This window comes from Staphylococcus piscifermentans, from assembly GCF_900186985.1.
In the GTDB taxonomy this organism is placed as follows: Bacteria; Bacillota; Bacilli; order Staphylococcales; family Staphylococcaceae; genus Staphylococcus; species Staphylococcus piscifermentans.
Map to the genome: position 1 here is coordinate 1,005,034 of NZ_LT906447.1, position 13,749 is coordinate 1,018,782.

General features: G+C 35.7%; 17 protein-coding genes. 16 read left to right on the forward strand and 1 reads right to left on the reverse strand.

Annotated elements, in window-relative coordinates; genetic code table 11:
• Positions 1-115: 115 nt before the first annotated feature.
• The 15 genes from wecB to fabZ all read left to right on the forward strand — a co-directional run bounded on the left by wecB (position 116) and on the right by fabZ (position 12,298).
• Complete coding sequence (gene wecB / locus CKV71_RS04455; protein ID WP_095104256.1) at positions 116-1,267, forward strand: non-hydrolyzing UDP-N-acetylglucosamine 2-epimerase; 1,152 nt, start codon at positions 116-118, stop codon at positions 1,265-1,267.
• A 160-nt stretch (positions 1,268-1,427) separates the two neighbouring features.
• Complete coding sequence (locus tag CKV71_RS04460; protein ID WP_095104258.1) at positions 1,428-1,778, forward strand: ATP synthase subunit I; 351 nt, start codon at positions 1,428-1,430, stop codon at positions 1,776-1,778.
• Between the two features lie 33 nt (positions 1,779-1,811).
• Positions 1,812-2,537 (forward strand): F0F1 ATP synthase subunit A, encoded by a 726-nt coding sequence (atpB, locus tag CKV71_RS04465; protein ID WP_095104260.1) that lies wholly within the window; start codon positions 1,812-1,814, stop codon positions 2,535-2,537.
• Positions 2,538-2,580: 43 nt separating this feature from the next.
• Complete coding sequence (gene atpE / locus CKV71_RS04470; protein WP_015900858.1) at positions 2,581-2,793, forward strand: F0F1 ATP synthase subunit C; 213 nt, start codon at positions 2,581-2,583, stop codon at positions 2,791-2,793.
• A gap of 115 nt (positions 2,794-2,908) precedes the next feature.
• Positions 2,909-3,433 carry a F0F1 ATP synthase subunit B gene (locus CKV71_RS04475; protein ID WP_095104262.1) on the forward strand — a complete coding sequence of 175 codons (525 nt, stop codon included), beginning with the start codon at positions 2,909-2,911 and terminating at the stop codon, positions 3,431-3,433.
• Positions 3,433-3,972, forward strand: a complete 540-nt coding sequence (locus CKV71_RS04480) for a F0F1 ATP synthase subunit delta (protein WP_095104264.1) — start codon at positions 3,433-3,435, stop codon at positions 3,970-3,972. Before CKV71_RS04475 ends, CKV71_RS04480 begins: the two co-directional genes overlap by 1 nt.
• Positions 3,973-3,995: 23 nt before the next feature.
• The gene (gene atpA / locus CKV71_RS04485; protein ID WP_095104266.1) at positions 3,996-5,504 is read left to right on the forward strand and encodes a F0F1 ATP synthase subunit alpha; all 1,509 of its coding nucleotides are present in this window, start codon (positions 3,996-3,998) and stop codon (positions 5,502-5,504) included.
• A gap of 35 nt (positions 5,505-5,539) precedes the next feature.
• Entirely contained in the window at positions 5,540-6,403 is an 864-nt protein-coding gene (atpG, locus tag CKV71_RS04490; protein ID WP_095104268.1) for an ATP synthase F1 subunit gamma, read from the forward strand.
• A gap of 22 nt (positions 6,404-6,425) precedes the next feature.
• The gene (gene atpD / locus CKV71_RS04495; RefSeq protein WP_095104270.1) at positions 6,426-7,841 is read left to right on the forward strand and encodes a F0F1 ATP synthase subunit beta; all 1,416 of its coding nucleotides are present in this window, start codon (positions 6,426-6,428) and stop codon (positions 7,839-7,841) included.
• A 20-nt stretch (positions 7,842-7,861) separates the two neighbouring features.
• Positions 7,862-8,266, forward strand: a complete 405-nt coding sequence (locus CKV71_RS04500; RefSeq protein WP_095104272.1) for a F0F1 ATP synthase subunit epsilon — start codon at positions 7,862-7,864, stop codon at positions 8,264-8,266.
• Positions 8,267-8,448: 182 nt separating this feature from the next.
• Positions 8,449-8,682, forward strand: coding sequence for a DUF1146 family protein (locus tag CKV71_RS04505; RefSeq protein ID WP_095104274.1), 234 nt, complete (start codon positions 8,449-8,451; stop codon positions 8,680-8,682).
• A gap of 113 nt (positions 8,683-8,795) precedes the next feature.
• Positions 8,796-10,067: a UDP-N-acetylglucosamine 1-carboxyvinyltransferase gene (murA, locus tag CKV71_RS04510; RefSeq protein WP_095104276.1), complete on the forward strand. Its 1,272-nt coding sequence runs from the start codon at positions 8,796-8,798 to the stop codon at positions 10,065-10,067.
• Positions 10,068-10,077: 10 nt separating this feature from the next.
• Positions 10,078-10,266 carry a DNA-directed RNA polymerase subunit beta gene (locus tag CKV71_RS12775; protein ID WP_095104278.1) on the forward strand — a complete coding sequence of 63 codons (189 nt, stop codon included), beginning with the start codon at positions 10,078-10,080 and terminating at the stop codon, positions 10,264-10,266.
• Positions 10,267-10,553: 287 nt separating this feature from the next.
• A complete protein-coding gene (locus CKV71_RS04520; RefSeq protein ID WP_095104280.1) occupies positions 10,554-11,663 on the forward strand; it encodes an RNA-guided endonuclease InsQ/TnpB family protein in 1,110 nt (369 codons plus the stop codon).
• Between the two features lie 197 nt (positions 11,664-11,860).
• A complete protein-coding gene (fabZ, locus tag CKV71_RS04525) occupies positions 11,861-12,298 on the forward strand; it encodes a 3-hydroxyacyl-ACP dehydratase FabZ (RefSeq protein ID WP_095104282.1) in 438 nt (145 codons plus the stop codon).
• Positions 12,299-12,348: 50 nt separating this feature from the next.
• Here fabZ and CKV71_RS04530 read toward each other — a convergent pair whose 3' ends face one another.
• Complete coding sequence (locus tag CKV71_RS04530; protein ID WP_095104284.1) at positions 12,349-12,792, reverse strand: YwpF family protein; 444 nt, start codon at positions 12,790-12,792, stop codon at positions 12,349-12,351.
• 189 nt (positions 12,793-12,981) lie between these two features.
• Between CKV71_RS04530 and CKV71_RS04535 the strand changes: the two genes are divergently transcribed.
• On the forward strand, positions 12,982-13,419 hold the full coding sequence (locus CKV71_RS04535; protein WP_095104286.1) for a single-stranded DNA-binding protein: 438 nt from the start codon (positions 12,982-12,984) through the stop codon (positions 13,417-13,419).
• The last annotated feature ends 330 nt before the right edge of the window (positions 13,420-13,749 follow it).

The window sequence follows — 13,749 nt, forward strand, 5'->3', positions numbered from 1 at the left end:
TATGTTGAATACTTAAAAAGTATGCAGGTTATTAACATCGTGCCCATTTATAGACGGAGACATTAGCATGTTAAACAGTACTGCATACTTTTTATATTTAAGGAGTAGTTTTTTTATGAAGAAGATTATGACTGTATTCGGAACGAGACCAGAAGCTATCAAAATGGCTCCTTTAGTCGCACAATTAAAAAAAGAAGAGACGTTAGAAGCAGTTGTAGCCGTAACCGCACAACATCGTGAAATGCTTGACTCTGTATTAGATACGTTTGATATTCGTCCAGATTATGATTTGAATATCATGCAAGCAGGTCAAACACTTTCTGATATTACTTCGAAGGTATTGAAAGGATTAGAAGCGGTGATTAAAAAGGAAAAACCTGATATGATTCTCGTCCATGGTGATACCATGACAACTTTTGCAAGCGCCTTAGCGGCCTTTTATAATCAAGTGGCAATAGGGCATGTAGAAGCTGGGTTAAGGACTTGGAATAAATATTCGCCGTACCCTGAAGAAATGAATCGTCAAATGGTCAGTGATTTAGCAGATATTCATTTTGCTCCTACGCAACAAGCAGCTGATAATTTATTAGCCGAAAATCATCCGGCTGATACGATAGCAATTACTGGCAATACAGCAATAGATGCGATGTCTACCACGATTAAAGAGGATTATCAGTCTGACATTATCGCCAAGCATCTAGGGAAGAAAATAATACTGCTGACCGCACATCGACGTGAAAATATCGGTATACCCATGGAACATATTTTTAAAGCAGTGAGAGAAATCGTTGAACAACATAACGATGTCGTCGTTGTATATCCGATGCACAAGAACCCTAAAGTCAGAGAAATTGCATGCAAATATCTAGGCAATCATGAACGTATTGAGTTGATCGAACCATTGGAAGTCATTGATTTTCATAATTTTGCACATCAATCTTATTTAATTCTTACTGACTCTGGAGGCATTCAAGAAGAAGCACCTTCACTAGGTAAACCTGTACTCGTATTACGAGATACAACTGAAAGACCTGAAGGAGTCAAAGCAGGAACCCTTAAATTAGTAGGAACAGAAGAAGCGGATATCTTCCAAACAACTGATTTATTGTTGAAAGATGGTATGAAATATCGAGAAATGAGCGAGAAGGCCAATCCATATGGTGATGGTCATGCATCTGAACGTATTTGTGACAATATTAAGTACTATTTTGGTCTCACCGATAAGAAACCGAATGATTTTGGCGAAAATAAAGACAATTTTGAATAAAAGATGGATTTTGTGTCTAATTTGTGACAATTATTAAACATAAGAATTGCTTATTTTGAATGTAATTGACACGCACAAGAGTGCTATATTATGATTAAAACTGTATGGATGAAATGGTTTTCAGATGATTCGTATTTCCATGTGAAATGAGGCACAATAAATGAAGCAGTTCAACATTATTTTCAAGAAGTATCTTCAATATTACATTTATTGGTTGTCAGTGTTGGTTATTATTGCACTAATAATACCAAAGCCTTTCATTATTGGCCTTATTATCGGTTCATTTGGTTCTTTAATCAATACATACATCTTTGAATTATATTTATCTAAGGCGCAGAAAGAGGAGACGTCTCAGGTATCAACAGGTGGTTTTTGGCGATATCTTGTTGCTTTTCTAGCCTGCTGCACCTGGCTTTTCTTTAAAAACCAAGTGAATATTATTGGTGTAATGATTGGTTTGATGATTTCATATATTTTGATCATCTTACGACCATTTCTTCACAAAATGTAATACAAATCAACGGATGAAAGAGGTGAGTATTATATGCAACATAAAAGCCCTGTAGTTACTTGGGATTTGTTCGGTTTGGATATTAAATTCAACTTAGCAAGTATATTAATGGTAATCATTACTTCGCTTATTGTTTTAGTGATAGCTATAGCTTGTACTCGTAACTTGCAGAAACGTCCGACCGGCAAACAAAACTTTATCGAGTGGATTTTTGACTTTGTTAGAGGCATTATCGAAAGTAACTTAGCTTGGAAAAAGGGTGGACAATTCCATTTCTTAGCAGTTACGTTGATTATGTTTATCTTCATCGGTAACATGCTCGGATTGCCTTTCGCAATTGTTATTGACCATACATTGTGGTGGAAATCTCCGACAGCAGACGCTACTGTTACATTAACTTTAGCGGTTATGATTATTCTGTTGACGCATTATTATGGTATTAAAATGCGTGGAGCTGGAAACTACTTCAAAGGCTATGGCCAACCATTCCTTGCATTAACACCTGTCAATATATTTGAAGAATTTACAAATACATTGACACTCGGCTTACGGTTATACGGTAACATTTATGCAGGTGAGATTTTAATCGGCTTATTATCATCCTTGATAATCGGTCATGCAGCATGGGGTTGGATTATCGGTGTGCCTGGCTTAATCGCTTGGCAAGGATTCTCTATCTTTATCGGTACAATCCAAGCATATATCTTTATCATGCTGTCCATGGTTTATATGTCCCATAAAATTGCGGACGATCACTAGTTTTATTTAAATATTTTAAACACATTTAGGAGGATTTTTTAATATGAATTTAATCGCAGCGGCAATCGCAATTGGTTTATCAGCACTTGGTGCAGGTATTGGTAACGGTCTTATTGTATCTAGAACAGTTGAAGGTGTAGCACGTCAACCAGAAGCACGTGGACAATTAATGTCAATCATGTTCATCGGTATCGGTTTAGTTGAGGCATTACCTATCCTTGGTCTTGTAATTTCATTCATTGTTTTATTCCAGTAATAAATACAATCAAGGCAAGCGGCGAAGTCAACAATCGGCTTTCGCCATTTCTTTCGTAATAGATTAACACTATATGCCAATAGAGGACTTTGAATGAAAGGAGTGTCCAAGTACTGTGACTGCGACTACAAATAATTTAGTTCTTGGTGCTGCAGGCGGCGGTGTTGAATGGGGTTCAGCTTTAGTAACTTTAATAACTTTCTTAATCCTATTAGCATTGCTTAAAAAGTTCGCATGGGGTCCATTGAAATCTGTGATGGATAAACGTGAACAAGATATCAACAAAGATATCGATGATGCAGAACAAGCTAAAATAAACGCTCAAAAACTTGAAGAAGAAAACAGACAAACTCTAAGAGAAACTCAAAACGAGGTTCAAAAAATCTTAGAAGAAGCAAAAGTGCAAGCACGTGATCAACATGAACAAATTATCCATGAAGCTAATCAACGTGCTAATGGCATGATTGAAACTGCACAAAGTGAAATCAACAGCCAAAAAGAACGTGCAATCTCTGAAATCAACGACGAAGTTTCTAAGTTGTCAGTTCTGATTGCGTCTAAAATTTTACAAAAAGACATTTCAGAGAAAGATCAAAAAGAATTGATCGACAAGTACATTAAAGAGGTAGGGGATAAATAATGGCAATTGTTGCTAAAAAATATGCCCAAGCGCTGTATGAAACGTCACTCGACAAAGATGTTTTAGATTTAATGTACGAAGAATTTGCTGCAGTTGATGAAGCAGCAGTTCCTAATCAAGATAAATTGAAAGCTTTTGATTCAGACCCTAAAAATATTGCTGCCAGCCGTAAAGGCTTAGTAGAAACATCTTTCAAAGGTGTAAATCAATATTTGATGAATACGCTATATGTTATGGCTGAAAATCGTCATTTATCTATTTTGCCGGAAGTGTTCAAAGCATTTGAAGGTCTTTACAATCAATATTATAATCAAGACTTTGCCACAGTTGAATCTGTACACGAACTATCTCAAGAAGAATTGGATAAAGTCGGTGAAGCATTAATTCAACGAACAGGGTTGTCAAAATTAATTATTACAAATGTAATTAATCAATCTCTAATTGGTGGCTTACGAGCTAAAGTAGGCACAAAAGTCTTTGATGGAAGCATTCAAAATGATCTTGCTCAAATTGAAAGAAAATTTATCAGAACGAAATAATTTATTAAAGAGGAGTGACATAGATGGCCATAAAAGCTGAAGAAATTAGTGCATTACTTCGCTCACAAATCGAAAATTATGAGTCAGAGATGTCTGTAACTGATGTCGGTACTGTAATTCAGATTGGTGATGGTATTGCATTAGTTCACGGATTAAACGACGTTATGGCTGGTGAGTTAGTAGAGTTCCACAATGGTGTGCTTGGCTTAGCTCAAAACCTAGAAGAATCAAACGTTGGTATCGTTATTTTAGGACCATATACAGATATTAAAGAGGGCGACGAAGTTAAACGTACAGGTCGTATCATGGAAGTACCTGTAGGAGATGAACTTATCGGACGTGTCGTTAACCCATTAGGTCAACCACTAGATGGACAAGGTCCGATTAAAACTGATAAAACACGCCCAGTTGAAGAAAAAGCAACTGGTGTTATGGCGAGACAATCAGTAGATGAACCATTACAAACTGGTATTAAAGCCATTGATGCATTAGTTCCAATCGGACGTGGTCAACGTGAGTTAATCATCGGTGACCGTCAAACAGGTAAAACTACTATCGCTATTGATACAATTTTAAACCAAGCAGATCAAGATATGATTTGTATCTATGTAGCAATTGGTCAAAAAGAATCAACAGTTCGTGCAACTGTTGAAAAATTAAGACAAAGCGGTGCATTAGACTACACAATCGTAGTAACTGCATCAGCAGCTGACCCAGCACCATTATTGTACATCGCACCATATGCAGGTGTATCAATGGGTGAAGAATTCATGTTCAACGGTAAACAAGTTTTAATCGTATATGATGATTTAACAAAACAAGCTGCGGCTTACCGTGAACTTTCATTATTACTTCGCAGACCTCCAGGCCGTGAAGCATATCCTGGTGACGTTTTCTATCTACATAGTAGATTATTAGAACGTGCTGCAAAACTTAACGATGAATTAGGCGGCGGCTCAATTACTGCATTGCCTATTATCGAAACTCAAGCAGGAGATATCTCAGCTTATGTACCTACAAACGTTATCTCAATTACTGACGGACAAATCTTCTTAGAATCAGACTTGTTCTTCTCAGGTGTTCGTCCAGCAATCAACGCTGGTTTCTCTGTATCACGTGTTGGTGGTTCAGCTCAAATCAAAGCAATGAAAAAAGTTGCAGGTACATTACGTTTAGACTTAGCTTCTTATCGTGAATTAGAATCATTTGCTCAATTCGGTTCTGATTTAGATGAATTTACAGCTAAAAAACTTGAACGCGGTAAACGTACAGTAGAAGTATTAAAACAACCTCAAGGTGCACCGCTTCCAGTCGAAAATGAAGTATTAATCATCTATGCATTGGTTAATGGATTCTTAGATGATATTCCTGTTGAAGATGTTATTCGTTTTGAAAATGAATTATTCAACTGGGCTAAGAATAATGCATCAGAATTATTAGATGAAATCAAAGACAAAGGTACATTGCCTGATAAAGAAGCAATGAACGAAGCAATTGAAAACTTCAAACGTAGCTTTAGCGTATCTGAATAATAAAGAAGCGAAGTATTAAATAAGGTGGTGAAATAATGGGATCTCTAAAGGATATTGATTCAAGAATTAAATCGACGAAAAAAATGAATCAAATCACTAAGGCAATGAACATGGTTGCGAGTTCAAAATTGAACAAAGCACAACGTAATACTAATCAGTTCAAGCCTTATATGGATAAATTGCAAAATGCAATTACTGCTGTAGCAGGCCAAACAACTTCCAATCATCCGATGTTAGTTGAGCGTCCTGTGAAGAAACGCGGTTACTTAGTTATTTCTAGTGACCGTGGATTAGCAGGGGCATACAACGCGAATATCTTACGTAAAGTGTTGCAAGATATTCAAGAGCGCGGCGAAAATCCAGGTGATTACAAATTGTTAGTATTAGGTAAAGTAGGTATCGACTTCTTTAAGAATAGAAGTATTGAGGTAGAATATGCATTGCCTGATGTACCAGATCAGCCAAGTTTTAAATCAATTGAACCTGTGACTAAGAAAGCAATTGACTTATATGAAAACGGCGATATTGATGAATTGAATATTTACTATAATAAATTCGTCAATGTTCTTGAAAGCAAACCGACTGCAAAAAGAGTATTACCATTAAGTAAAGAAGATGCAAGTTCAGGTCATGGACAAATGTCTTCATACGAATTTGAACCTGATAAAGAATCAATCTTAAATATTATTTTGCCGCAATATGTAGAAGGCTTGATCTATGGCACAATCTTAAACGCTAAAGCAAGTGAACATGCAATGCGTATGACTGCTATGAAAAATGCTTCTGACAATGCGAGCGACCTTATTGACGATTTATCATTACAATATAACCGAGCACGTCAAGCTGCAATCACTCAACAAATTACTGAGATTGTCGGTGGCGCAACTGCTCTTGAATAGTATTTAAAGGAGGAAAAAAAGAATGGGTGTAGGCCGCGTAACACAAATCATGGGTCCAGTAATCGATGTAAGATTTAATCATGACGAACTTCCTAAGATTAATAACGCATTAGTGCTAGAAGTACCTAAAAAAGATGGCACTACTGAATCTCTTACATTAGAAGTAGCACTTGAATTAGGCGATGATGTTGTTAGAACAATCGCTATGGACTCAACTGACGGAATCAAACGTGGTGACGATGTTAAGGATACAGGTCGTCCAATCAGTGTTCCTGTCGGAGATGACACATTAGGAAGAGTATTTAATGTATTGGGTGATCCTATTGATAATGCAGGTCCAATTCCTGAATCAGTACCGCGTGAACCAATTCATAGACAACCGCCACCATTTGATGAATTATCAACTAAAGTTGAAATTTTAGAAACTGGTATCAAAGTTGTAGACTTATTAGCACCATATATCAAAGGTGGTAAAGTTGGACTATTTGGTGGTGCCGGTGTTGGTAAAACTGTATTAATCCAAGAATTAATTAATAACATTGCTCAAGAACACGGTGGTATTTCAGTATTCGCCGGTGTTGGTGAACGTACACGTGAAGGTAATGACTTGTACTTTGAAATGAGCGATAGTGGCGTAATTAAGAAAACAGCAATGGTATTTGGTCAAATGAACGAGCCGCCTGGTGCACGTATGCGTGTAGCTTTATCTGGTTTGACAATGGCTGAATATTTCCGTGATGCGAAAGGTCAAGATGTATTATTATTCATCGATAACATCTTCCGTTTCACTCAAGCAGGTTCAGAAGTATCTGCATTGCTTGGCCGTATGCCTTCAGCTGTTGGTTACCAACCAACACTTGCTACTGAAATGGGTCAATTGCAAGAAAGAATCACATCAACTATGAAAGGTTCTATCACGTCAATCCAAGCAGTATTCGTACCTGCCGATGACTATACTGACCCAGCGCCAGCAACAGCATTTGCTCACTTAGATTCAACAACTAACTTGGAACGTAAATTAACAGAAATGGGTATTTATCCAGCTGTGGATCCATTGGCATCTACTTCAAGAGCACTTGAACCATCAATTGTTGGACAAGAACACTACGATGTTGCTCGTCGTGTACAAGCTACATTACAAAAATACAGAGAATTACAAGATATCATCGCGATCTTAGGTATGGATGAATTGTCTGATGAAGATAAGAGCACAGTTGAACGCGCAAGACGTATTCAATTCTTCTTATCTCAAAACTTCCACGTAGCAGAACAATTTACTGGTCAAAAAGGTTCTTATGTATCTGTTAAACGTACAGTTGAAGACTTCAAAGATATCTTAGAAGGTAAATATGATCATATTCCTGAAGATGCATTCCGTTTAGTCGGCAGCATGGACGATGTATTAGAGAAAGCTAAAGACATGGGTGTTGAAGTTTAAAAATTAGGAGGTAAAGTTTAATGAACACAATGAACGTTAATATTGTTACTCCTAATGGTTCTGTTTATAACCAAGATAATGTTGAAATTACTGTTCTACAAACAGTCGGCGGCGACATGGGTGTTATGTACGGACATATCCCGACTGTAACAGCAATTCAAACAGGTTATGTTAAAGTACATTATACAGATGGAATTGAATACATCGCTGTAAGTGATGGATTCGTAGAAATCAGACAAGAAAAAACGTCAATAATTGTACAAACAGCAGAAAAAGCTGAAGATATTGATGTCAGACGTGCTGAATCGGCTAAAGAACGAGCAGAATCACATTTGAATAACAATGACGAAGATACTGACATTAACAGAGCAAAACGAGCTTTAGAACGAGCTGAAAACCGTCTTAAAGTTTCGGAATTAAAATAATAACTCACCATTAAATATAGGATATATCTCATTTTGAGGTATATCCTATTTTTTAATTTCTGCAATTAATTGGCATTTGAAAAAGAATTGTAGAAATTCAGTTATTATATTCAAGATTGTATGAATTCGAGTCAATATAATGTACAATGTTAGTCAGTAAACATTTGAGGAGAACAAAATTTATGGATTATTTAGGGCAGTTTGCGATAGCGCACTTAATATTACACGTTGTTTGTATATGTGTAGCTTTTTGGGCGCTCAACGCATTGAGGTTAGATCAATTTTTTAAAAAAGGCTACCCTGCACAAGTACAAGTTTTACTTATCTTTCTTGCTATTGTAATCGGGGCAGGGGTCAGCAACTTTATAATCGACTTGTTGCAATTTTCAACACAATTGAAGTATTTGGGAAAATAAGCGCTTAAGTGTAAAACTAAAGTAATTCCATATATAATGTAAGTATATTAATAATGAGAGAAATATGACTGAATTGAGGATGTTCAGAGGAGTTAAAAAGTGGAGGAGTAATAATGACTAGAGACAGAATTGTAATTAAAGGCGGCAATCGTCTTGAAGGAGAAGTTCAAGTCGAAGGAGCAAAAAATGCAGTATTGCCAGTTTTGACTGCATCGTTACTAGCTTCAAAAGGAACTAGTACCTTACATAACGTTCCAGAATTAAGCGACGTAGTGACAATTAATAATGTATTATCTACACTAAATGCTGATATCAAGTACAACAAAGAAAATAATAGTGTGACAGTAGATGCTACAAACCAATTAAACTTTGAGGCCCCTTATGAGTATGTAAGTAAGATGCGTGCAAGCATTTTAGTAATGGGTCCATTATTAGCACGTCTAGGCCATGCTAAAGTTGCTTTACCAGGTGGTTGTGCAATTGGAAGCAGACCTATTGAACAACATATTAAAGGTTTTGAAGCGCTTGGAGCCGATATTCATTTAGAGAATGGTTTCATTTTTGCTGATACAGAAAACGGATTAAAAGGCACAAATATTCATTTAGATTTCCCAAGTGTGGGCGCTACTCAAAATATAATTATGGCAGCTGCTTTAGCTGATGGGAAAACTGTGCTGGAAAATGTAGCACGTGAGCCAGAAATTGTAGACCTTGCTAATTATATTAATGAAATGGGCGGTAATGTTACGGGTGCAGGTACAGACACGATTACTATTAATGGTGTAAAGGAACTTCACGGTGTAGAACATTCAATTATTCCTGATCGTATTGAAGCAGGAACATTAATTATTGCTGGTGCTATTACTCGTGGAGATGTGTTTGTACGAGGTGCAATCAAAGAACATATGACAAGTCTTCTGTATAAATTAGAAGAAATGGGCGTTAATTTGGAATATAAAGAAGAAGGCATTCGTGTTTCTGCAGAAGGTGAATTGAAACCTGTAGATGTAAAAACTTTACCGCATCCTGGTTTCCCAACAGATATGCAATCACAAATTATGGCTTTACTCTTAACCGCAGAAGGTCACAAAGTGATAACAGAAACAGTCTTCGAAAATCGTTTTATGCACGTTGCTGAGTTCAAACGTATGAATGCTCAAATTAATGTAGAAGGCAGAAATGCTAAAATTACAGGTAAAAGTAATCTGCAAGGAGCACAAGTAAAAGCTACTGATTTACGTGCCGGAGCTGCATTAATCTTAGCTGGATTAGTTGCTGAAGGTACAACAGAAGTTTCAGAATTAAAACACTTGGATCGAGGATATGTAGACTTTAATGGTAAATTAAAATCACTCGGTGCGGATATAGAACGCATATCAGAATAGGAGACACTTGATGAAGAAGCCGATACATTATAAATTGATACGAATTCCTTTAGGATTTGGTATAATAATTATCGTTATATTGATGATAGTAATGTTCTTAATTGGAATTTTAATTGGTTATCTGCTCAATCATCAAAACCCTTTAGAATTTTTTGATTTTCATACATGGAAGCATTTTAAGCAGCTTTTTGGGGAATAGAACAGTTACTAAAGTGTAATTAAAAGGCAGTAAATATCTCTGAATATAGTTATAATTGAATTGAGGTAACAATAATGAATAAGACTAGAGAAATTATTGGAAAATTAGGGAGTACTATTTCCAACCCATCTAATCGTAAATATACAGCATACATTCGGATTACAAACCCATCACAACTTGATGCATTACAAAATCAATTTGAATTTTTAATGCATCACCGTAACTGTCCATGTTTTTAGCGGTTGTATCTATGATTTTGGTCGATTGAAAAAAGAAGGTGGCAGAATATGCTGAGAGCGTATAAAACCGAAATCAATCCTTCTTTTGAACAACGTCAGACCATAAACCGAACCATCGGCACATGCCGTTGGATTTACAACAAATTTATCGAGACTAATCAAAATTTATATAAAATCGGGCAATCATATATGAATGGTTTTGCCTTCAGCAAATGGATGAACAATGTATATCTTCCAAGCCATCCGGATAAACATTGGGTTAAACAAAGTGCCAGCAAAGCTGTCAAACAATCCATTATGAATGCACATCGTGCTTATCAGACATTTTTCAAAAATAAGCAAGGTTATCCGAAGTTCAAAAAGAAATCAGGTATCGGAAGCTATTATTTGATTGGTACCATTCATGTACAACGACATCGCATCCAATTGCCAAAGCTGGGATGGATTAAATTAAAAGAAAGAGGTTACATCCCCACAAATAATATAAAATCTGCCACCATTGTTAAAGAATATGACAGATATTATGTGTCGGTATTAGTTGATCAACCGCCTCTCCCTATTTTTAAACCGAAACAGACAGACGGAATCGGTATTGATCTAGGATTGAAAGAAGCTGTATTCACACCCTCCGGTGTAAAAATCAGAAGCTTCAAGACGAATCAAACTATCATCAAACTTGATAAATCTTTGAAAAGACAGCAGCGAAAATTATCCAGAAAGAAAAAAGGTTCTCATAATTGGTATAAACAGTTGTTGAAAGTGCAAAAATTATACCGACGTATTAAAAATATTAAAAAAGATATCAAACGCAAAGGCATATTCTCTATTCTCCGTACAAATCCGCAATTTATTACGATTGAAAATTTAAACATCAAGGGCATGATGAGAAACAAAAGATTGGCCAACAGTTTTCAACAGATCGGACTCGGTTACATTGTTGAATGGTTGAAAATCAAATGTCGAGATTACGGCATTGAATTACGCCAAGTCGACAGATTTTATCCATCCAGCCGAATATGTTCTGATTGCGGTCACATACAACCTATGCCTTTGAATCAAAGAACGTATCATTGTAATCATTGCGGAATGATTAAAGACAGAGATATCAATGCCAGTATTAATTTGAAACAAGCAGCAGATTACACCGTGATAGTGTAATAAAACAATGAAAGGAAAACTGCTAAAAGGTTATCACACAATTTAAATGTATGGATAAAGTTTCAAACTACGGTGGGATACATCGGAAGTAACGCTCTGGGAGAGGTTCATAGACCTGATTTCAAATGAAATCAACCTCATTGAAAAGAGAAATTCTCTAATAACATTTGAATATGTTTTTAGTAGCAGGTTAAGACATGGAAACTATTTTTGACTATAATCAAATTAAAGAAATTATCCCTCATAGACAACCATTTTTACTCATTGATAGAGTAGTTGAATATGAAGAAGGACAACGTTGCGTTGCAATCAAACAAGTTTCTGGGAATGAACCATTTTTCCAAGGTCATTTTCCTGATTATGCAGTAATGCCTGGTGTTTTAATTACAGAAGCACTTGCACAAACAGGTGCTGTTGCATTATTGAACAGTGAACAGAATAAAGGTAAAATTGCTTTATTTGCAGGAATTGACAAATGTCGCTTTAAGAGACAAGTGACACCTGGTGATACATTAACTTTAGAAGTAGAAATCACTAAAATGCGTGGACCAATCGGCAAAGGAACAGCTAAAGCCACAGTTGATGGCCAACTTGCTTGTAGTTGTGAATTAACTTTTGCAATTCAAGACGTATAAAAAAGAGCGTTATACTTTCATTAAAAAATGATAAGTATAACGCTCTTTTTCTATTCTTCTTTACGTTCGTCTTTAAGGCGCGGTTTAGATTGCATCATTCTATTAAATGATTTTTTCAATTCTTCGCCTTCTAAGCCTTCATCTACAAGTTGTGCTAACAAATTTTCAGCATAGACTTGTCTGAGTGTATAGACATGACAATCAAAGATGACGGACATTTTTTCATTTTCATATAAAGAGATATTTTTAATTGTGGCATCAAAGAGTGCAGGATCATTAGATGGTCGGGTAATGACTACACGAATATCAAGTAAAGCTTCATTGTCCATATATTCTTTCATCATGTCGTAGTGGTTATCAGAAATAACGATTTCTAATAACCAGCCAGTGCCACTTTGTTCTTTATTAATAATTACACCATCATAGAGCTCGTATTCAATTACTCCGCCATTTTCAGTGACAATTTGGAATCTGACTGCTTTAAATGTTTTCATTAGGAAGTCACTCCAATCTTTTTTAAATTCTGCAAAAAATTAAAATACTAATACTAGTATAGCTCAAAAACTCCAAAAATTTCAGTCGATATGTAAAAAATGAGTATTAATACCCTTTAATTATTTAATTTTCGTGCTTTGACTATTTAAAGGAAAGTGAATATGATATTAAGCATAGGAGGTGAAACTTTGTTAAACAAAATCGTCATTGTTGGACGTCTAACCCGTAATCCTCAACTAGCAGAAAAGGAGGATAGTGATATTGCCAGTTTTAGTGTAGCAACTGAAAGAAATTATAGTTACCAAGGTCAGAATCAACAAGCAGTTGACTATATCTTTTGTAAAGCTTTCGGTAAAACAGCAAAAAATATAGCTAAATACACTAAAAAAGGATCGCTAGTAGGAATAACAGGACATATGCGTTCATATAAATATGAAAAAGATAAGCAAACTCATTTTATGACTGAACTTGTGGTTGAAACTATTAAGTTCATATCGAGTCCCAACTCTAATGAAAATTCCACTTCAAATTACTCAAACATAGCTGATAACTTAGAAGGAAGCCCTGCCTTACAAGAAAATCAGTTATCCACTGCCACTCAAAATCCTCATACACAAAACCAATAGCACCATCCTATCTAAATGAATTATCCCAAATTCTTAAGCACAAACTCTAAACATATTCACTTATTCATGTGTAGTTCTTTCTAAATCTCATTGTAGATATTTTCAATTACAATCATTCATTCTTTCTAATTCTCAATTTATAAAAAATACTCATTTAGGGTGAGGGAGCGGAACAGAAATAATTTTTTAGTGAAACTATTTTTTCTTAGCCCCTTACACCCCACTAAAGCTATTTTATATTCTAATAGCTGTCCCTTTATAGTGAGGTTGAGACAATTATATTATGTCTTAGCCTCATTTCGTAATTATTTAGGAATTGACATAGCAAAT